The organism is Paenibacillus sp. SN-8-1 (genome assembly GCF_050995535.1).
Classification (GTDB): domain Bacteria; phylum Bacillota; class Bacilli; order Paenibacillales; family Paenibacillaceae; genus Fontibacillus.
Genome location: NZ_CP194782.1, coordinates 2,540,294 through 2,559,241, shown reverse-complemented (window position 1 = coordinate 2,559,241; position 18,948 = coordinate 2,540,294). Strand labels below are relative to the sequence as shown.

General features: G+C 46.9%; 25 protein-coding genes. 16 read left to right on the top strand and 9 right to left on the bottom strand.

Going from position 1 to position 18,948, the window contains the following annotated elements; translation table 11 throughout:
- Window positions 1–62: 62 nt before the first annotated feature.
- Window positions 63–533 (bottom strand): MFS transporter, encoded by a 471-nt coding sequence (locus tag ACRRNK_RS12245; protein ID WP_433943032.1) that lies wholly within the window; start codon window positions 531–533, stop codon window positions 63–65.
- Between the two features lie 6 nt (window positions 534–539).
- Window positions 540–1,253, bottom strand: coding sequence for a hypothetical protein (locus ACRRNK_RS12240; protein WP_433943031.1), 714 nt, complete (start codon window positions 1,251–1,253; stop codon window positions 540–542).
- A 180-nt stretch (window positions 1,254–1,433) separates the two neighbouring features.
- Here ACRRNK_RS12240 and ACRRNK_RS12235 point away from each other — a divergent pair, with 180 nt between their 5' ends.
- The 4 genes from ACRRNK_RS12235 to ACRRNK_RS12220 are packed head-to-tail and all read left to right on the top strand — an operon-like array spanning window position 1,434 to window position 4,623.
- Window positions 1,434–1,691 carry a hypothetical protein gene (locus tag ACRRNK_RS12235; protein ID WP_433943030.1) on the top strand — a complete coding sequence of 86 codons (258 nt, stop codon included), beginning with the start codon at window positions 1,434–1,436 and terminating at the stop codon, window positions 1,689–1,691.
- Window positions 1,688–2,761 (top strand): ABC transporter substrate-binding protein, encoded by a 1,074-nt coding sequence (locus ACRRNK_RS12230; protein WP_433943029.1) that lies wholly within the window; start codon window positions 1,688–1,690, stop codon window positions 2,759–2,761. The genes ACRRNK_RS12235 and ACRRNK_RS12230 overlap by 4 nt, the downstream gene beginning before the upstream one ends.
- Window positions 2,762–2,803: 42 nt before the next feature.
- Window positions 2,804–3,733 carry a carbohydrate ABC transporter permease gene (locus ACRRNK_RS12225; RefSeq protein ID WP_433943028.1) on the top strand — a complete coding sequence of 310 codons (930 nt, stop codon included), beginning with the start codon at window positions 2,804–2,806 and terminating at the stop codon, window positions 3,731–3,733.
- Window positions 3,733–4,623, top strand: a complete 891-nt coding sequence (locus ACRRNK_RS12220; RefSeq protein WP_433943027.1) for a carbohydrate ABC transporter permease — start codon at window positions 3,733–3,735, stop codon at window positions 4,621–4,623. The genes ACRRNK_RS12225 and ACRRNK_RS12220 overlap by 1 nt, the downstream gene beginning before the upstream one ends.
- Window positions 4,624–4,738: 115 nt before the next feature.
- On the opposite strand, the gene ACRRNK_RS12215 is transcribed toward ACRRNK_RS12220, so the two are convergent.
- The gene (locus tag ACRRNK_RS12215; protein WP_433943026.1) at window positions 4,739–5,098 is read right to left on the bottom strand and encodes a YmaF family protein; all 360 of its coding nucleotides are present in this window, start codon (window positions 5,096–5,098) and stop codon (window positions 4,739–4,741) included.
- A 205-nt stretch (window positions 5,099–5,303) separates the two neighbouring features.
- Here ACRRNK_RS12215 and ACRRNK_RS12210 point away from each other — a divergent pair, with 205 nt between their 5' ends.
- The 6 genes from ACRRNK_RS12210 to ACRRNK_RS12185 all read left to right on the top strand — a co-directional run bounded on the left by ACRRNK_RS12210 (window position 5,304) and on the right by ACRRNK_RS12185 (window position 9,426).
- Window positions 5,304–5,855, top strand: a complete 552-nt coding sequence (locus ACRRNK_RS12210) for a glutathione peroxidase (protein WP_433943025.1) — start codon at window positions 5,304–5,306, stop codon at window positions 5,853–5,855.
- A gap of 104 nt (window positions 5,856–5,959) precedes the next feature.
- Window positions 5,960–6,685: an AzlC family ABC transporter permease gene (locus ACRRNK_RS12205; protein ID WP_433943024.1), complete on the top strand. Its 726-nt coding sequence runs from the start codon at window positions 5,960–5,962 to the stop codon at window positions 6,683–6,685.
- Between the two features lie 13 nt (window positions 6,686–6,698).
- Window positions 6,699–7,010, top strand: coding sequence for an AzlD domain-containing protein (locus ACRRNK_RS12200; RefSeq protein ID WP_433946879.1), 312 nt, complete (start codon window positions 6,699–6,701; stop codon window positions 7,008–7,010).
- A gap of 141 nt (window positions 7,011–7,151) precedes the next feature.
- A complete protein-coding gene (locus ACRRNK_RS12195) occupies window positions 7,152–8,009 on the top strand; it encodes a carbon-nitrogen hydrolase family protein (RefSeq protein WP_433943023.1) in 858 nt (285 codons plus the stop codon).
- Window positions 8,010–8,055: 46 nt separating this feature from the next.
- Window positions 8,056–8,742 carry a GNAT family N-acetyltransferase gene (locus tag ACRRNK_RS12190; RefSeq protein WP_433943022.1) on the top strand — a complete coding sequence of 229 codons (687 nt, stop codon included), beginning with the start codon at window positions 8,056–8,058 and terminating at the stop codon, window positions 8,740–8,742.
- A 12-nt stretch (window positions 8,743–8,754) separates the two neighbouring features.
- Complete coding sequence (locus ACRRNK_RS12185) at window positions 8,755–9,426, top strand: GNAT family N-acetyltransferase (protein WP_433946878.1); 672 nt, start codon at window positions 8,755–8,757, stop codon at window positions 9,424–9,426.
- A gap of 51 nt (window positions 9,427–9,477) precedes the next feature.
- Here ACRRNK_RS12185 and ACRRNK_RS12180 read toward each other — a convergent pair whose 3' ends face one another.
- The 3 genes from ACRRNK_RS12180 to clpP form a co-directional block, all read right to left on the bottom strand.
- A complete protein-coding gene (locus ACRRNK_RS12180) occupies window positions 9,478–9,909 on the bottom strand; it encodes a MarR family winged helix-turn-helix transcriptional regulator (RefSeq protein ID WP_433943021.1) in 432 nt (143 codons plus the stop codon).
- A 193-nt stretch (window positions 9,910–10,102) separates the two neighbouring features.
- A complete protein-coding gene (locus tag ACRRNK_RS12175) occupies window positions 10,103–10,312 on the bottom strand; it encodes a hypothetical protein (RefSeq protein WP_433943020.1) in 210 nt (69 codons plus the stop codon).
- Window positions 10,313–10,324: 12 nt separating this feature from the next.
- Window positions 10,325–10,909, bottom strand: a complete 585-nt coding sequence (gene clpP / locus ACRRNK_RS12170) for an ATP-dependent Clp endopeptidase proteolytic subunit ClpP (RefSeq protein WP_433943019.1) — start codon at window positions 10,907–10,909, stop codon at window positions 10,325–10,327.
- Between the two features lie 167 nt (window positions 10,910–11,076).
- On the opposite strand from clpP, the gene ACRRNK_RS12165 reads away from it, so the two are divergent.
- On the top strand, window positions 11,077–11,637 hold the full coding sequence (locus tag ACRRNK_RS12165) for an NADPH-dependent FMN reductase (RefSeq protein ID WP_433943018.1): 561 nt from the start codon (window positions 11,077–11,079) through the stop codon (window positions 11,635–11,637).
- Window positions 11,638–11,746: 109 nt separating this feature from the next.
- Here ACRRNK_RS12165 and ACRRNK_RS12160 read toward each other — a convergent pair whose 3' ends face one another.
- Window positions 11,747–11,878 carry a DUF4023 family protein gene (locus ACRRNK_RS12160; RefSeq protein ID WP_433943017.1) on the bottom strand — a complete coding sequence of 44 codons (132 nt, stop codon included), beginning with the start codon at window positions 11,876–11,878 and terminating at the stop codon, window positions 11,747–11,749.
- A gap of 181 nt (window positions 11,879–12,059) precedes the next feature.
- On the opposite strand from ACRRNK_RS12160, the gene ACRRNK_RS12155 reads away from it, so the two are divergent.
- The 4 genes from ACRRNK_RS12155 (at window position 12,060) to ACRRNK_RS12140 (ending at window position 16,056) form a co-directional block, all read left to right on the top strand.
- Complete coding sequence (locus tag ACRRNK_RS12155) at window positions 12,060–12,668, top strand: bifunctional transcriptional activator/DNA repair enzyme AdaA (protein ID WP_433943016.1); 609 nt, start codon at window positions 12,060–12,062, stop codon at window positions 12,666–12,668.
- Window positions 12,619–13,173: a methylated-DNA--[protein]-cysteine S-methyltransferase gene (locus tag ACRRNK_RS12150; RefSeq protein WP_433943015.1), complete on the top strand. Its 555-nt coding sequence runs from the start codon at window positions 12,619–12,621 to the stop codon at window positions 13,171–13,173. Before ACRRNK_RS12155 ends, ACRRNK_RS12150 begins: the two co-directional genes overlap by 50 nt.
- A 209-nt stretch (window positions 13,174–13,382) precedes the next feature.
- Window positions 13,383–14,615 (top strand): aminopeptidase, encoded by a 1,233-nt coding sequence (locus ACRRNK_RS12145; protein ID WP_433943014.1) that lies wholly within the window; start codon window positions 13,383–13,385, stop codon window positions 14,613–14,615.
- 232 nt (window positions 14,616–14,847) lie between these two features.
- The gene (locus ACRRNK_RS12140; RefSeq protein ID WP_433946877.1) at window positions 14,848–16,056 is read left to right on the top strand and encodes an MFS transporter; all 1,209 of its coding nucleotides are present in this window, start codon (window positions 14,848–14,850) and stop codon (window positions 16,054–16,056) included.
- Window positions 16,057–16,145: 89 nt separating this feature from the next.
- On the opposite strand, the gene katA is transcribed toward ACRRNK_RS12140, so the two are convergent.
- Entirely contained in the window at window positions 16,146–17,600 is a 1,455-nt protein-coding gene (gene katA / locus ACRRNK_RS12135) for a catalase KatA (protein ID WP_433943013.1), read from the bottom strand.
- Window positions 17,601–17,902: 302 nt separating this feature from the next.
- On the opposite strand from katA, the gene ACRRNK_RS12130 reads away from it, so the two are divergent.
- Window positions 17,903–18,361: a hypothetical protein gene (locus ACRRNK_RS12130; RefSeq protein ID WP_433943012.1), complete on the top strand. Its 459-nt coding sequence runs from the start codon at window positions 17,903–17,905 to the stop codon at window positions 18,359–18,361.
- An 8-nt stretch (window positions 18,362–18,369) separates the two neighbouring features.
- Here ACRRNK_RS12130 and ybaK read toward each other — a convergent pair whose 3' ends face one another.
- On the bottom strand, window positions 18,370–18,837 hold the full coding sequence (ybaK, locus tag ACRRNK_RS12125) for a Cys-tRNA(Pro) deacylase (RefSeq protein WP_433943011.1): 468 nt from the start codon (window positions 18,835–18,837) through the stop codon (window positions 18,370–18,372).
- Window positions 18,838–18,948 lie beyond the last annotated feature (111 nt).

Sequence of the window (18,948 nt, the reverse complement as noted above, 5' to 3'; positions counted from 1 at the left end):
AAAGGATTAGAAGCTTTGAGCTTTCTAATCCTTTTTTTGCTAGTTCTACTATCAATAAGTCACTATTTTACAACGTGTACAATCTCAATCTGAGCCGGATTCGTCTGGCTCTTCTCGTTCATCCGGAATACGAACCATGCCGCCGGTACTAAGGCGATCACGCCAAGGAGAACGAAGCAAGTCTGTATATTAAAGATTTGAAGTAAGAGCATACCTGCGAAAGGGCCAAGGGCGCCGCCAACATTGGTAAGCAGGGCCACATCCGAGAAGAAGCCGGCCTCGTCATCATGCTTCCTGGATTCTTCAATGGAGAGCGTCTCCTGAGCGATCCCGGTGAAGCTGCTAATCAGATCGCGAATGATTTGAAATCCAAGCAGAACAGCGTAAGTATGGGACAGACCGTACAAACTGACGGTGCACATGAGCAGAGCATATCCGGTAAGCAGTGTATTACGGTAACCGAACCGTTTGATCCAGCAGCGCCCCAGCGGAATGGTGATTGCAGATACCAGACCCGAGCAGATGGAGAACATCGCGATTTACATATTGCTGAAATGCAGCACATTGACATGGTAGATCACCCAGAGAGAACCAGGAAGGGCGCTGCCAAGTGACATAAAGCCAACCATGATCAGGAACGGACTTAACCTGCGCAGCGGAGGCTTCCACTGAAGCTTGATTGACTTCGATTCTCTTGGAGCAAGACGGGCCATGATATTCATCCCGGTGAATGTACACACCGCCCCAACCAGCATGCAGATGAAATAGTTATATGGAAAAATCGTATCATATCGGTCGAGCAGGGTACTTGCGCTGTAGGAGCAGACGATCGTTACCAGAATAGCTATAATTCGAATATTTCCGAATAGGGTGGACATGTTCGACTCAGCGACATTGTGCTTGATCAGCGAGTGCTGCTGCACGTTCAGTATCATGACCACAATACAGTTAATGGACCAGGAGACTAGAATCCAGGTAATTGAATGCGGAAGCAGTACTGCAAACGCGATACACAGGAAAGCGATTTGGCGAAGGATTCCTGCGGAGTAATAGACTTTGAAGTTGCATGGGAGCAGCCGGGTAACAAACACGACCGAGAGAGCAGACATCAGCGGCGGAAGCGACGTGGATAATGTGATTTCAAGCGGTGAAGCTCCAAGCCTTGCAATTAATATGGGAAGGAACATAAAAAACAAAATATTTTTCATATTTTGCAGGACGGCATCAATATAAATCCGTGTTTCGGGTTTCAAGCTGTCATCTCCTAGAAGTATTGCGCTTAGAAAAAGGAACGCTTTTGTTTACATCGGAATTTGTGGCCTTGAAATGAATAAAAGCGATCTTCATTTTTCTGGTAAATACAAAAATTGATGCAATTCGAGCTTGCTTGGTTAAGTAAAGTGTACAGCTAATTACAAACAGGAGGCTACATAATGAAAATCAGAAAAACTTACAAAACTTTGACGACTGTACTAGCCATCCTATCTTCCTTCATCGTGCTAACTGCATGTTCTGGTGGAAACTCAGGAGGCCCTGCCGACGCAGCCTCAGCGAATGAGGCGAATGATAAATCAGCAGAAGGGAAAGTGGTACTGAACTATTGGACCTGGTGGGGCTCTGAGACGCGCAGACCTATAATTGAGAAGCTTGTAGATGATTTCAATAAGTCACAGGATAAAAAATTTATGTGAAGCACAGCTATTATCCATTCTCTGATATTTTCACCAAAGAACTTGCCGCGGTGAGTGCGGGTAATCCCCCAGACATTATGATGAATGACATCAACACGGTACAGCAGCGTGCCAGCAAGAAGCAGGCAATCAATCTCTCCAAATACGTCGAACAAGATCAGGTTAAGGATCGATTCTTCCCGGAACTTTGGAACACAGTATTGTATCAGGATGAGCCTTACGCGCTGCCGTTCAATACCGATACCCGGATGATGTTCTATAACAAAGATGACTTTAAGGCAGCCGGACTTGATCCGGAGAAATTCCCTACAACTTGGGAGGAGCTGGACAAGGCAGCAGCTAAACTGGACAAGAAGGATGGGAACAAATACACGCATATCGGGTATTCGCCGCAGTTCAACTCGGACTGGAATTTGCTCCAGCTTAATTTTGATCATGGACGTAATTTCTTCGATGAGAACGGTAAGCCTGTCGTGAACGCGCCTGCTAAAGCAGAAGCCATGCAGTACATTCTGAATAACGCCAAGCGACTAGGTCAAAGCAATATTGATGCCTTCAAAGCAGACTTTGGCAGCAAGCAGGCTAATCCGTTCATTGCAGGTAAAGTATCGATCTGGACAGATGTAACAAACTTCTACACCCAAATTCGGGATTACGGACAGAATATTAACTTTGGTGTCGCACCGCTTCCAGAGTCGAAGGCTGGCGCTGGCCATTACAGCGTTGGTGGTGGCTTCGTCATTGAGATTCCTTACGGATCGAAGCATCCGGACGAAGCGTGGGAATTTTTGAAGTACATGACAGATGTTCAGGCCCAGACTTACTGGGCACAGAAGAACTTTGATAATGTAGCCAACCAGGAAGCTTCTAATAATCCGGAACTACAAAAAAATCCTGTCTACAAAGCCTCGGTTGATAATCTGGCGGTCACCAAGATCACGCCGAACCCGTTGAATGCGCCAGACTATATGAATCTAATTAATCCTCAGCGGGACGCAATTATGCTTGGAGAGAAATCTGTTCATGAGGGTCTGAACCAGGCCCAGGCTGATGTGGAGAAGTTAGTTTAGAATAATGAATAAGCCTGAGTGTTAAGAAAGAAGGTAGGAATCATGGCACGCACAGCTGCAGGTTCTCATGGAAGCTCTCTCAGCCGCAGGGAGTCATTGCAGGGTTATATTTTTGCTAGCCCCTGGATTGTTGGATTTCTGCTATTCACGGCGGGTCCCCTGTTGTTCTCGCTGTACGCAAGCTTCACAAACTATGATATTACCTCCAGAATGGACTGGATCGGCATACGGAACTATGACACGATGTTCAATCACGATCCTCTCTTCTGGAAGTCGCTTAGGAATACGCTCTATTTCGTGGCGGTTAGTGTCCCGCTTCAGACGGCAGGGGGATTATTGCTGGCTGTTATTCTGAACCGGAGAGCCCCGGGCATCCGATTATTCCGTACGGTCTTCTACCTGCCCTCGATTCTCTCCGGGGTGGGAGTGTACGTACTGTGGATGATGCTTCTCTCGCCAAGTGCGGGGCTGGTTAATCTCATACTGAGCTGGGTGGGCATCGACGGTCCGGCCTGGTTAACAGATCCTGCTTGGACCAAGAACGCCGTAATCCTGATGAAGATCTGGGGAGCCGGGGGGATGATGCTTATGTATCTGGCAAGCCTGCAGTCCGTACCCCGGCAATTATATGAGGCAGCTGAGCTGGACGGGGCAGGAAAGCTTCGCAGGTTCTGGCACGTTACACTTCCCATGATTACTCCGGTCATTTTCTTCGAGATTGTGACGGGAATGATAGGAGGATTCCAGATCTTCCAGGAAGGGTATTTGATGGGGTATAACAACGACCCGGGGGCACCTATGAATTCACTGCTCTTCTATAATCTGCATATGTTCCTTAAAGCATTTAAAGTGTTCGATATGGGTTATGCCATGGCCATGGCCTGGTTCCTGTTCCTGATTGTACTTGTCCTTACCCTCATCAATCTGACTCTGTCCAGATTCTGGGTGCATTATGAAGGGGGAGAGCGCTGATGAGTCTATTGGCTGCTGGAGAGCAATCCCGCCGGAAGAAGCTAAGTGTCACGCATAGAAGGGTGAGAAGCAAATGGGCGGCTGTGCTATTGTATACTGTCATGATCGGTCTGGGCCTGCTTCTGCTGACCCCACTGTTCTGGATGCTCTCCACATCTTTGAAGTCCATGCAGGAGATCATGTCGTACCCGCCAACCTTGTTCCCCAAGGTGATCCACTTCGAGAACTATCAGCATGCGTGGGAGAAGGGGAACTTCGCCAGATACACCCTGAATACTCTGCTGCTGGCGGGAGTTGGCGTGTTCTCGCATGTGCTCTCGAATACGTTCGTAGCTTATGGCTTCGCCAAGATCAGATTTCCCGGCAAAAAACTGCTCTTCTCGGTGATGCTCGGGACGATGATGATACCAAGCTTCGTCACCTTGATTCCGCAATATATTCTGTTCTCAAAATTATCATGGATCAATACGTACTATCCGCTGACCGTGCCTGGCTTCTTCGGTAGTGCCTTTCAGATTTTCCTGATTCGTCAATTCTTCCTGACTATTCCTAATGAGTTAATTGAGGCCGGGAAGGTAGATGGCGCCAGCCATTATCGAATCTGGTGGCAGCTCATGCTTCCACTATCCATGCCGGTCATTGCAACGATAGCGATCATGACTTTCCAGGGCGCCTGGAATGACTTTACCGGACCTCTGATTTATATTAATTCAGAATCTTTATTCAATCTGCAGATCGGACTTCAATCCTTCAAAGGCACAGAGTCAACGCAGTGGCATTATCTGATGGCGGGTTCGGTCATCGTGCTGCTGCCTGTAGTGTTGTTGTTCTTCTTCTTCCAGAAGTACTTTATTGAAGGGATGAACATCACGGCTGGAACAAAGGGCTGAGCGGAGAGGACAACAAAGAACACCGAGTGGGCATACGCCCACTCGGTGTTCTTTTGTTATCTGCGAATATGATAGATTACAGACATTTATGCTGTCTGGAACAAGTTACATTTTATTATACAAGAGGTGCATCAATTAATGTTGCGAAATTAAACTGGTGCACATGCCCATCATTTAATGTAGTCTGCCCTGTGACAAAATGAATGTGTTTGCCGTTTCCGACGGGAATTGCGGGACCGGTTCTAATCTTTCTAAGATTATGGAAATGATTGAGGAAATCTGTTTTGGTGAAGTCAATTTCATGGACATGACTGTTCCCTGAACGGATTGCCTGACCTGTAATCCCTGCGAATCGATGGTTATGTCGATCCGCGCCTGTTTCAGCAAGTTTCGTGCTGCCCTCAAATTCATGGACGTGTCTTTGCGTCTGTCTTGAAGATAATGTTCTTTTTAAAATGGGTTTCTTCTTCGGCATTCGTAATTGGCCTCCTTAAGTATTGTCACTTCAGAACATCCTATTGAGGTCAGCCCAAGTATGTTCTGGGCAGAAGACCAAAAGCCTCTTCTTGAGCCAAAGAGCAGCATTAATTCCCGAACTTCAATAATTTTACTGGTTATTTTGCTAACAATTAGTTAGTATGTATCTGTGTGATTAACTTTTTGTAAGGAGATAACAATTAATGAGCATATATAACTTTTCTGCTAAAGCCATGAATGGCAAGGAACTTTCTTTAGAACAGTATAAAGGCAAGACTGTATTGGTTGTGAATACCGCCAGTGAATGCGGGTTTACATTTCAGTATGAGGACCTGCAGCGTTTGTATGACCGGTATAAGGAGAAGGACTTTGTGATCTTGGGATTCCCGTCGAACCAGTTCGCAGACCAGGAGCCGGGAACGAATGATCAGATTAACACCTTCTGCACGCTGAATTATGGAGTGTCTTTCCCTATGTTCCAGAAGGTGGAGGTCCGAGGAGACAACGCTCATCCTTTGTTCAGTTATCTGGCTTCCAGCAAGCCATTTGAGGGCTTCAACCATTCGCACCCTGTCTCCAAAATTCTGATGGATGTCATCAACGACAAGCACCCTGAATATATGATTGGGGACTCTATCAAATGGAACTTCACGAAGTTCCTGATTAACAAAGAAGGGGAAGTCGTCAAGAGATTTGAAGCTACGACCGATCCGCTAGACATGGAACAGGATATTGAGGCTGTCATTCAAGCTTAATATGATGTGAATGCCGATAAGGCTCTTGCGCTGCAAGAGCTTTTTTTACTGTAAATGTATATGACATGTCCTATTCCGGACCGGATGTTATAATATAAATTCAAATGTTTTGGACACCACGAGAGGAAAGGGCAGAAAGAATCGTGCATAAAGAGGAATTTATCAGAGGGGTTAAAGATTGTGTACCTACTTTACTTGGGTATCTAAGTATTGGATTCGCCGCGGGAATTATAGAGAAGACGGCCGGACTCAGCATCATGGAGATTGGTTTGCTTAGTGTCCTTGTATACGCGGGGTCCGCCCAGTTTATTTTTGCCGGAATGGTGAGCACGGGGAGCTCGGTAGTAGGGATAATAACGACAGTATTCTTCGTCAATCTCCGCCATCTGCTCTTAAGTGCCGCACTGTCTCCCTACTTCCGGCAGCTGTCCTCGGTAAAGAATGCCATGATTGGTGTGCTGCTTACCGATGAGACGTTTGGGGTAGCTACAAGTGAGGTGGCAAGATCGAATCAACTGAATAACAGTTGGATGCAAGGGCTTAATCTGACGGCTTACTTGAACTGGATCGCAGCTAATTTGGCAGGAGCCTATCTGGGGGTATGGATTACCGATCCTGAGAAATTCGGACTCGATTTTGCGCTGCCGGCTATGTTCATTGGATTATTGGTGCTGCAAATCATGCAGCGAAAGCGGTATGTTCTCGACGCTGTCGTCGGACTTAGCGCAATTCTGGTAGGAGTGGTCTGCGGATTCTTCATCTCGGCGAGTGTTGGTGTAATTGCAGCAACCATTGTGGCTGCAACGGTAGGGACGGTGATCGAAAGATGAGGTAAGATGGAATATATTCTTACTTATTGTAGGGTGCTCTGTGGTCACTTTTCTCCCAAGAGTTGTGCCGCTGGTCCTCTTAAGCCGAATTGCCCTGCCGGAGCCGCTGCTGCGGTGGCTAAGCCATATTCCGATCGCGGTAATGGCCGCATTGGTGGGACAAGAGCTGATCCATGTCGAGGGGGGCTTCAAGCTCAGTGAGCACATGGATCTCGCTGCCGGTATCCTCACGTTTCTCGTAGCGGTCAAGACCCGGAATTTGCTGTGGACCGTTGTCATTGGATGCATATTTGCGATGGTGTTGAGGCTGCTTGTTAACGGATGAATCCAGTGTACCTGGATTGATTGAAGAATCGCTGGTAGTATCCTTTACCACACTTAGTTACTTGATTGTCACTACTTGTTAAGAATACCTTCGCCAATCATAATTAGAGTTATCACGATCACGATATTCAGAGGAGGAACCATGAAACTTAGAGTATCCGCGGTTCAATACCATTTGCATAGAATCCATTCCTTTGAGGAATTCGCCAAGCAGGCTGAACACTATGTGAAGACTGCAGAAGAGTTCGGCACAGAATTTCTGCTGTTCCCTGAATTCTTCACCACCCAGCTGTTGTCTATTGGTAATGAGCAGGGGGAGGCGCTGCCTATCCAAGACCTGCCTGGCTTTACGAAAGCATACCGCGAGCTGTTCACCAAGCTAGCGACCGCAGCGAAAATGCACATCATTGCCGGAACACATGTGACGGAAAAGGGCGGCAAATTATATAATACAGCGCACATGTTCTATCCGGATGGGCGAATTGCGGAGCAGCCCAAGCTTCATATTACCCCCACCGAGGTTCATGAATGGAACATGTCTGCAGGGGATGGTGTCCAGGTATTCGAGACTGAGAAGGGCACCATTGCCATGCTGACTTGTTATGATATTGAATTCCCTGAAATCGTTCGTATGGTCAAAGCTAAAGGAGCAGATGTTATCTTCTGTCCATCCTGCACGGATGACCGTCACGGCTTCCATAGAGTCCGTTACACAAGTCACGCCAGAGCCATTGAGAATCAGGTGTATGTAGTAACCACAGGGACAGTCGGGTCTCTTCCTACCGTTGACTTCATGAGAGGGAACTTTGGACAAGCAGCAGTGATTACACCGAATGACGTACCTTTCCCTCCACAGGGAATTCTCGTTCAGGGGGAGATTAATGACGATATGATCGTCACTGCTGATCTTGATCTGGAGCTTCTATATGAAGTTCGGGAACGCGGCTCTGTGACGACTTGGCAGGATCGCCGCACGGACTTATATCCAGACTGGGCGTAATATCATCCCAAATCTTAGTAAGGAATCAGGTAAAGGGGGAAAAAGGTTGTACCTAAAAAAGTTTTTTGTCTATGACCAGGGCCGGCCAGTCAAAGCACTCATTCGCAGTTATAGGGAAGAGGATTTTGCCGGTCTCATCCGGGTCCAGCAAGAATGCTTTCCTCCTCCGTTTCCTTCTGAACTCTGGTGGAATGAGGAGCAGCTGCGGAACCATATTACTTTGTATCCTGAAGGGGCTCTGTGTGTGGAGCTGAATGGAGAACTTGCAGGCTCTATGACCGGCCTGGTCGTGGATTTCGATCCCCGGCATGCCAAGCATACCTGGGAAGAGATCACAGATCATGGTTATATCCGAAGTCATAATCCGAAAGGGAACACACTTTATGTCGTGGACATTAGTGTTAGTCCCAGATACCGTAAGCTCGGACTCGGGAAATGGCTTATGTTCTCCATGTATGAGACCGTTGTTCACCAACGCTTGGTGCGCTTGCTCGGTGGAGGGCGAATGCCCGGTTACCACCTGAAGAAGGACGAGATGACCGCTGAGCAATATGCTGAAGCGGTTGTGGCTGGAGAACTTCAAGATCCGGTAATCTCATTCCTGCTAAGATGCGGCCGAACGCCTGTGCAAGTGGTTCCGGATTATCTGGAAGACGAACAATCCCGTAATTATGGGCTACTGATGGAATGGAAGAATCCGTTCCTGACAGCTAATGAATTGGAAGGAGAATGAAGCGTGAGTAAGCTGCAGTATGAGCGTATAACATCTATTTCAAGCCCGCAGTTTCCTAAGATGCATCAATTAATGCAGGAAGTATTCCCGGACGAAGAGGTGCTGGAGTATGAACTTTGGAAAGAGCCTTTGGAGGACCCGGACATCCGGGTATTCGTCGCTATACATGATGGAGAGGTAGTAGGGACTACAGAATATCGTTATTACAAGGATTTCAACGTTGCCATGACGGACTTTACCATTGTTGGGAAGCCTGGACTGGGGATTGGACGTTTCCTATGGAAGAAGAGACAGGAAGATCTTACACGATTAAGTCAGGAGAACGGCAAAGAGCTGCATGGTATGTTCGCTGAGATCTATGATCCTTACCGAGTGAAGGACCACGCATTTGGTGGAGTGAAGACAATGGATCCCTATGTCCGTAGAGAGGTACTGTCCCATTTGGGTTATAAGAAGCTTGATCTTAATTATGTACACCCGTCATGGAACAATGATGGGGAGGCGGTTGAAGGTCTGGATCTTGGATTCATGCCGGCTGACGATAACCTGGACGAGGTACCAGCTTCGCTTGTTGTCGACTTCCTGACCCGTTACTATACGGTTATCCCGAACAAGCCCAAGGCCTGGATTGATATGATCAACCAGTTGAGAGAGAAGGATAAGGTGAGCCTGCTCCCATTATAGGACAGATAATATGTAGACAATACGCTGGCCCCTGAATCTATCAGGGGCCTTTTAATGATTCGATGGTTCGCCAACAAGCTTCTTGTACAAGTTAGTTAGCTGCAGTAATTCTTCATCCGATAGCATTTCAAAAAAGCTGGAAAACTGGGTATTCCCCTGTTGACGTGTGTCAGCGACGATGGCTCGTCCCGCATCGGTTATCTCAAGATGGACAGATCTTCGGTCTTGTTCTCCCCGGGTTCTGTGGATGAGTCCAGCTTTCACCAGGGTGTCTGCAAGTCCGGTCACCCCTCCGGTCGTGATCTTCAGACTTGCGGCAAGCTTAGACGGATTCTGAGGGCTTTCCTCATTTAGCAGATGCAGAATGAGTTCGTGGTTCCTCGATAAACCGTTCGTATTTCGCTTGTTCCATTCCTTTTGCCACATTTGATAATGGCTTTCATACAGCCGGGATAAATGCTTAAGTAGCTCTGTCCGGTTCACTTCCAATCCTCCTCTGAAGTGATTATCTGCCCATTATGGTTCCATGGGTTTGTCCAAATAATTCCTTCTCATAATATCACTAAGATATATAGGACTCAAGGATGAGATAAAGCCGGATAGGGCGATGATAGGAATAACCCCGGCAGCCGAAGCAAGTGCTCAGGCCGACGGGGCTGTAGGGGTTCCTGCAATGTTACTGGGAGAATCCTACCCTAGGCCGCTGCCGTTCCTTTGTATTTACGGCAACCGACTTGATAGATGAAATGGGGATGTACAGAATCTGAAACTCGTCGCGGTATCTAACACTCTGATCGTCCACCTCTTCAATCTTGCCGTTAGTGACACTGGAACCATCAATGAAATGAATCGTGACTTCCTTCCCTTCCAAGCTCTTGAACATCATTCTGACCCCTCCTTAGATCGAAGTAATAACTTTGTCAATTATGCCATACTCAGCAGCTTCCTGGGCAGACATGAAATAGTCTCGATCCATATCCCGCTCAACCTTATCTACTGGTTGTCCGGTTCGATCCGCGGTAATCCGAATTACTTTCTCGCGAATTTGTAGAATTCGTTTGGCGCTAATCGCAATATCACTAGCCTGCCCTTGTGCCCCCCCGTGGGGCTGATGGATCATAATTTCGCTGTTTGGGAGAGCGAACCTTTTACCCTTGGTTCCGGCAAGAAGCAGCAGGGATCCGAAGGAGGCAGCAAAGCCGGTACAGATCGTATGGATATCCGGCTTAATATACTGCATCGTATCATAGATGCCAAATCCAGCCGTAGTCGAGCCGCCTGGACTGTTAATATACATGAAAATATCTTTGTCCGGATCTTCCGCTGACAAGAATAGCAGCTGAGCTGTAATACTATTGGCAAGCTGGTCATCGATCGCAGATCCCACGAATACAATGCGGTCCTTTAGGAGCCGTGAATATATATCGTAAGACCGCTCACCCCGGCTCGTCTGTTCAACTACATAGGGAACATAATGACTCATACCTGTATACCTCCGTCAAATTAGTATTGGTGTTACATCTAATTAACGAAGAGAGAATGATGAAGGATACGTGAAGGTAAGATTGAGGTTAGGTGAATCCAGGCTTTGAGTGTTGGCTCTATGTTAGAATATACTGGAAAAGCGAAAGAATAGTGAGGAGTGGTTCGGTGAGCCAACATAACTATCAAATCTTGATGATTTCGGGAAGCTTGAAGATGGGATCAATTAATACAGCTATCCTAAAGGGACTAACCTTGCTACCGGGTAAGGAGATGAATATGGAGTTCCGGTTCTATAACGGTCTGAGTGAACTTCCCCATTTCAATCCTGAACTGGATACAGAGCATGCCTTCGAGGCGGTGGACCACTTCAGAGAACAGCTGCGCAGTTCCGATGCGGTTATCATATGTACGCCGGAGTATGCGGCAGGCGTTCCCGGGACTCTGAAGAATGCGCTGGACTGGATCGTATCCTCCGGTGAACTGATGAATAAGCCTGTTGCCGCAATAAGTGCTTCACCTTCCATGGAGGGCGGAGCGAAAGCGCTGGAGTCACTAGTACTAACCTTAAGGATGATTGACGTAAGAATGTTCAGCGGAGGGGTTGTCAGTATTCCTTTGATGAATAGGAACAAGCTTGGTCCGGATGGTGAAGTGATTGATTCAGAATTGAGATTAACATTGCTGGGTATCCTGAATGCACTGCATATTGAACTTGGCCAACTGTAATTAAGTATCCTCGTAGTCCATTATTGCTGTTAAAAAGTAGGGGTGTCCGGGCAGCCGTTAGAACGGTGCGGGACATCCCTATTCGGTGTGCGTAGCTCAAGTGAGCCTGTTATTTGTTCGTGCTGTGCTGCTTATTCGGAAGCTGCGAGCCGGGATTTCCTTTGGCCCGGTGTTTGTTCTTCTCGGCCTTCTTTTGATTATCATGAACTTTCTCTACAAATTCATGCAGGTCCTCGGTCATGCTGAATTCCTCCTTTAATTAGGGTTCCTTGTTACTATAACCAAAGTGGGGAATTTGATGATGAGGACTGCGACGTTTCGTAATCTTGCTTTTCTATTCATGAATAGATCCAAATAACCTGATTTGGGAGTATACTAAGGTCAAGTGATCAACAGCAGTAAGGCAAGAGGGGGCGAGTCCAATGAAAGACGAATTCTGGGAGGCTATTATCACAAATAATGGCGCTTACGATGATCAATTCCTGTATGCGGTCAAGACTACGGGGATTTTTTGCCGGCCATCCTGCAAGTCCAGAGAACCAAATCGCAAGAATGTCCGCATCTTCAGGTCTGCCGAGCAGGCACTTCGGGCTGAATTTCGTCCCTGCAAAAGATGCAAGCCTACTGGTGAGTCACTGCCGGATGAAGACTGGGTAGACCAAATCACAGATTACATTGGTCGCCATTACAATGAAAGACTCTCCCTTCATACCTTGGCGGATATGTGTCACGGAAGTCCTTATCATCTTCATCGTACGTTCAAGCGAATAACTGGCATAACGCCGGTTGAATTTATTCAGAGGGTTCGGGTTAAGAAAGCACAGGAGCTGCTGAGTGGGACGGAGCATACCGCCAAAGAAATTGGAGGGTTGGTTGGGATCCCCAGTTCCCCTTATTTTATTACACTGTTCAAGAAAATAACCGGATCTACCCCTGCCGAGTATAGGCAGAGTCAAAAAAGACCCCTGGAGGTGGAACTTGATGAGCGCATCGGCACAGCCGAACATTTACTGGGCACGGTTCGAACATGATAACTGGAATGTATATATGGCAGCAACCTCTAATGGCCTCTGCTATATAGGTTCAGACCATAAACCTTATGAAGAGATGGCCGATTGGGTTAGCCGCCGATTTCCCGGCAGTACATTAATCCGGGATGATGCCACAATGCAGCCTTATGTAACAGAGCTGAGAGAATATTTGCAAGGGGAACGAAAGCAATTTGACGCCCCATGTGATTGCAAGGGAACTCCTTTTCAGGTTGCTGTATGGAACGCACTTTGTGAAATCCCGTATGGTGAGACGCGTTCTTATTCAGACATCGCACTTCTTATTCAAAGACCAGCTTCTGTTCGTGCCGTCGGTACAGCCATCGGGGCAAATCCTGTGTTAATCTCTATCCCATGTCATCGTGTCATTGGCAAGAACGGCTCACTTACAGGTTATCGCGGGGGACTTGAAATGAAGACCAAACTGCTGGATCTTGAACAGTCATGTGTTACAACAAAGAATCCCAGCAAGAGTAATACACCATAACTAAATAGGCGACCCTATGTCTACAGCCATCCAAACATGCTCCGAACGATACTCGTGCGCACAATGAACTGCCGATTGTTTTGCAATTAATGAACTCCTCCGCTGCTAATCTGGTGTGCGTTGTCGGCTTGGCGCTCTTAATTGGTAGTTGGCTTAAAGCCATGGTAACATAAGACAACAAGCTTATGACTTAGGAGGGTATCGTTACTATGAAAGAGTTCGGATTGTTGTTATCGAAATATGCTGAGCTGGTCGTCAAGGTCGGGGTTAACATACAGCAAGGTCAGGTTCTTATTGTACAAGCTCCAATAGAGACGGCGGAATTTACCCGTTTAATTGTAGCTAAAGCGTATGAGGCGGGGGCCAAATATGTACAGGTCGAGTGGGAGGATGAGCAGGTTACCCGCATTCGGTATGAGAAAGCTAGTGATGAATCTTTCGATTATTACCCTAAATGGCAGGCTGACATGATGGAACAACTCGCCGAAGGAGGGGGAGCCATCCTGCATATTAAGGTCCCTGATCCTGAGTTATTCAAGGGTATCGAGTCCTCCAAAGTATCAAGGTCGGTCAGAGCTGCGGCCGTCGCCCGTGAGAAATACTCTTCTTATGTACGCAATAATAGGATGAGCTGGTCGTTAATCAAAGCGCCTACCCGCGCCTGGGCTGACAAAGTGTTTGCTGATCTGCCAGAAGAGCGGCGAATAGAGGCCATGTGGGAAGCGGTATTTCAAATGAACCGGGTAGATCTAGATAAGGATCCGGTTCAGGCTTGGCAAGAACATATTAGGCACCTGAAGCAAAGTCAGGAACGCATGAACAACAAGCGCTACAAGAGCCTTCACTACAGAGCACCCGGAACGGACCTGCGTGTGGAGATGCCTGAGAAGCACCTGTGGCTTGGCGGCGGGGATGAGAACACTTCGGGAGTGTACTTTGTTGCCAATATGCCAACTGAAGAAATCTATACCATGCCGCTGCGTACAGGGGTAAATGGTACAGTAAGCAGTACGCTGCCGCTCAATCTTAATGGCCGTTTGATTAACGGAATTAAGCTGACCTTTAAAGACGGGAAAGTTGTAGAATTCGATGCAGACACTGGGAGGGAGGACCTGGCTTCTCTGCTGGAGACCGATGAAGGTGCCTCTTACTTAGGAGAAATGGCTTTGGTTCCCCAGGATTCCCCCATCTCTAGAATGGGAAGGATTTTCTATAATACAGGCATCGACGAGAATGCCTCATGTCACTTTGCGCTTGGTAGTTCTTACCCGGTGAATTTGGAAGGGGGCACTAAGCTGAGCAAGGAGGAGCTTCTGGCCAGCGGGGCCAATGTAAGCTTGACCCATGTGGATTTTATGATCGGATCAACGGATCTTGAGATTGACGGTGAGCTGCCTGATGGGACTATTGAACCTGTCTTCCGTAAAGGCAACTGGGCTTAGGTGTTAAAATTTAATAGACTACATTAAAAATGCACTGTGTCGTTTATCTAGACTAGATCGAAGAGCTGTCCTATTTGTCATCATTGATGATTTATAGGACAGCTTTTTTTGTTGGTTTTAATCAACGTGTTTTAAAATTAATATAGACTTTTTATTTATTTGTCTATAGTATAATAAACGAATGTGATTAAAGTCATTAAATCAACAAAAATAATGCAAAGGAATGATTCAGTTGCTCCGTAATCGTTATGTCCGTACTGTCATGTTATCCCGTGTCCTTCTACAGCTGGGGATCTGGATACGCAATTTCGCGATTTTGCTCTACGTAACCGATTTGACACATAATGACTCCAGATATGTGTCCCTCATTTCTGTAGTTGAGTACGCACCCATACTTGTATTTTCCATTATTGGTGGAACGTTCGCAGATAGATGGCGTCCGAAGCTTACCATGGTATGGTGTGACTTCCTGTCCGCCATTTCTGTTGGCCTAGTGATAACAGCTCTATCCCAAAGTTCCTGGTATGTCCTATTGGCAGGTACCTTCGTCTCGGCTTCGTTATCTCAATTCTCACAGCCTTCGGCTATGAAGCTGTACAAGAATCATGTGCCCGGCGAGATGCTGCAAAGCGTAATGGCCATGTCTCAATCCTTAGTTGCGGTATTCATGGTATTAGGACCGATTGTGGGCACGTTTATCTATCAACGATATGGGATTGTCACTTCGCTTGTACTTACGGGGATCTTATTCGGTGGATCTTCAATTGTACTGTCCTTACTTCCACGAGATCTTGAACACAGCAGCCAAGGGGCTGCAAGTAACTTTAACGAGGAGTTGAAGGCTGGCTTACGATATATGTGGTCCAATCGGTCTTTGCGGATATTGAGCTGGACTTTCGCTGTGGTGGGTCTTGCCGCAGGCTTGACACAGCCTCTTGGACTGTTTATCGTTACTGAGAAATTGGGGCAGCATAAAGATTTCTTGCAGTGGCCCTTGATGGCCAATGGAGCTGCGATGCTAGTAGGAGGAGGTCTTATTATGACTCTCGCCAAAAAAATCAGGCCGCATACGCTGCTTGCATCCGGATTGGTTGTAAGTGCAATTACTTCGGCCTTGATCGGGTCTTCGACTATTATTTTCTTTACCATGGTGCTTATGGTGATTAACGGATTATTCTATCCTTGTATTCAAATTGGCATTCAGACGATGATCATAAAGAATACAGAAGCTTCTTTTATAGGACGGGTAGGAGGCGCGATCACTCCCGTATTTATGGGGATGATGGTTGTCGGCATGATGGTGTCCGGGTATTTTAAGGAGACAACTTCACTGCTTACTGTCTATATGACTAGTGGTATTCTGTTAATTCTAGGCTCTCTGATACTCATTCCTCTATGGAACAATAAACGGGAAGTTAGTATGGAAGCTGGCGTGAAATGAGTTAAGCCGTGAATACTCCTCTATGATACCAAGACAAAGAAGCCTCCCTTGATGGAAGGCTTCTTTGTTGCTGCATTCAAATCATTTATTTAAACGCCTTGTGGGACAGGCAGGCCCAGGCCTTCAGCGACGCGGGTTCCGTATTCCGGATCTGCCTTATAGAAATGCCCAATTTGGCGGATTTTGATCTCGTCCTTATCTACTGGTGTCATGGCTGCCACAATGTTGGCAACTAGACGCAGACGCTCTTCTTCACTTAAGAGGCGGTACAGGTCACCCGCTTGGGTGTAATGATCATTGTGATCATAAGGAACGCTGTCAGCAAAGCCGGATACGGCGAAAGGTGCAGGCTTGTGGTTAGGAGACTCGACTGCGCCGCCATAGCTATTAGGTTCGTAGTAGACCGATGAGCCTCCATTGCCATCGGCTCGCATGGCTCCGTCACGCTGATTATTGTTCACTTCGGCGACCGGCCGGTTGATTGGAAGTGTGTTATGGTTCGCACCTACACGGTAGCGGTGGGCGTCGGCGTAGGCGAAAATGCGCCCTTGGAGCATTTTGTCCGGTGAAGCTTCAATGCCAGGTACGAAATTACCCGGAGATAGAGTAACCTGTTCCACCTCGGCAAAATAGTTCTCCGGGTTCCGATCGAGAACCATACGACCTACTTCAATAAGAGGATAGTCCTTTTGGGACCATACTTTTGTGACATCAAACGGATCGAAACGGTAAGTATCGGCATCTTGAACCGGCATGATTTGAACATACAGCTTCCATGCTGGGAAGTCTCCCTTGTCGATCGCATTGAACAGGTCTTCCGTATGATAATCTGGATGTTCGCCGGCCAGCTTCGCCGCTACGGCTACATCCATGTTCTTCACACCTTGCTCAGTCTTGAAGTGGTACTTGATCCATACAGCCTCACCTTCAGCGTTCACCCATTTGAATGTATGACTTCCAAAGCCATGCATATGGCGAAGGGAGGCCGGAATACCGCGGTCAGACATGAGAATCGTAACCTGATGCAAGGATTCCGGAGACAAGGACCAGAAATCCCATACGGCGTTTGGATTCTTTAAATGCGTTTGCGGATGACGCTTTTGTGTATGAATAAAGTCCGGGAATTTAATTGCATCACGGATGAAGAATACGGGCGTGTTGTTACCAACCAGATCATAGTTCCCTTCTTCGGTGTAGAATTTCACCGCAAATCCTCGTGGATCACGGACTGTATCGGCGGAACCGAGTTCACCGGCTACAGTAGAGAAGCGGATGAACAGTGGAGTGCGCTTCCCAACTTCAGACAGAAAGGCCGCCTTCGTATACTGTGATACATCATTGGTGACTTCAAAATAACCGTGAGCTCCAGCTCCCTTGGCATGAACCACGCGCTCAGGAACCCGTTCTCTGTTGAAATGCGCTAATTTCTCGATCAGGTGATAGTCCTGAATCAAGGTTGGACCGCGGTGTCCTGCTGTCATTGAGTTCTGATTGTCACCAACCGGTGCTCCAGTGCTGGTTGTAAGAGGCTTTTGGTTATCCATGTAAGGGATCATCCTTCCGTTCGTAATTATATTTGTTTTTAGACTTAATCTAATTCATGGATTGATTATAGCATGCGCTTATTCTCTTCATCATGAGGTTTAGATGAGTTTTTGATGAATAGTGTGGAACTTCTTCTTGGTCGGTCATCACCCCTCATATTTATGTTGTTGATCTGGATGAAATACCAATGGAATTGATGTAGTTAGAGATAGAAGTCTGAGTATAGTCTTTTTTTCTATTTAGGGAATGGAAAGTCTATGGGATAATTGTTCCAAATACGAAAGAGGAGCAGAAGCATACGATGAGTGTGAAGCTGGGAGATCATGAAGTGGAATTTTATAATGAGCTTGTTAATGAAGCTCTGCCTTACTACAACATGAGAGGGAGTACCGTGTATTTTCTTCAAAAAAGTGATACGGTCACGTTCAAGCTCAAGGCGGACTCACGGGACTATCTTCTCAAAATACATAATCAAGCTCAGACGCGTGATAGCATTGAATCCGAGCTAATGTGGCTGACAGCAATCAAGGAAGATACTGATCTGGTGGCAATGGAGCTATTGGTCACACAAGGGATCATTGATGAGAAAGTCTATTTGGTGTACCAGGAGACTGTGAAGATGATGAAGCAGGAGATAGAAGCTTTTCCAATGTCAGAAGCGAACTGGGGATTGATTCACTCAGATCTGCATGAAAGTAATTATCAGGTGGATCGATTGTTGGAAGCCTTTATTCTGTGGGCCGTAATAAGAGGTTACTAGATCTGTAGTTAAATTAAATCTGCAAATTCTGCGATGATGCACGCTGCAAGATCAGCCGGCTTCAGCTCCATTTGCATGCCTATTCTCCCCGCACTAACCGCTATCGTATCCAAGTGAGAGGCTGAACTATGGATATAGGTAGGATATAGCTTCTTCATCCCCACAGGGGAGCAGCCTCCCCGAATATACCCGGTCCGTGAGGTCAGGTCTTTCAGAGGAAGCATTTCGATTTTTTTCTGCCCTGCTGCTTTGGCTGCTTTCTTCAAATTAAGTTCAGACTCTACAGGAATAACAAATACAAATAGATCGTTCTTGCTATGGGCCACGAGGGTTTTGAACACGGTATCGGGCGGGAGTCCGATCTTCTGGGCTACCGCCGTCCCGTGAATAAGCCCGTCTTCGTTATCGTAGATATGCACGGTGTAATGAATTTTGTGATTGTCCAGTATTCGCATGGCATTGGTCTTCTGCATCATACAGCCTTCTTTCGGGAAGTAGGTAACTTCAAGGAACCCTTATACCGGTTAACTAACCCATAACTCAAATGGCTCCTCTAAATACGGTGATCTTGATTGGATCCAATTCTG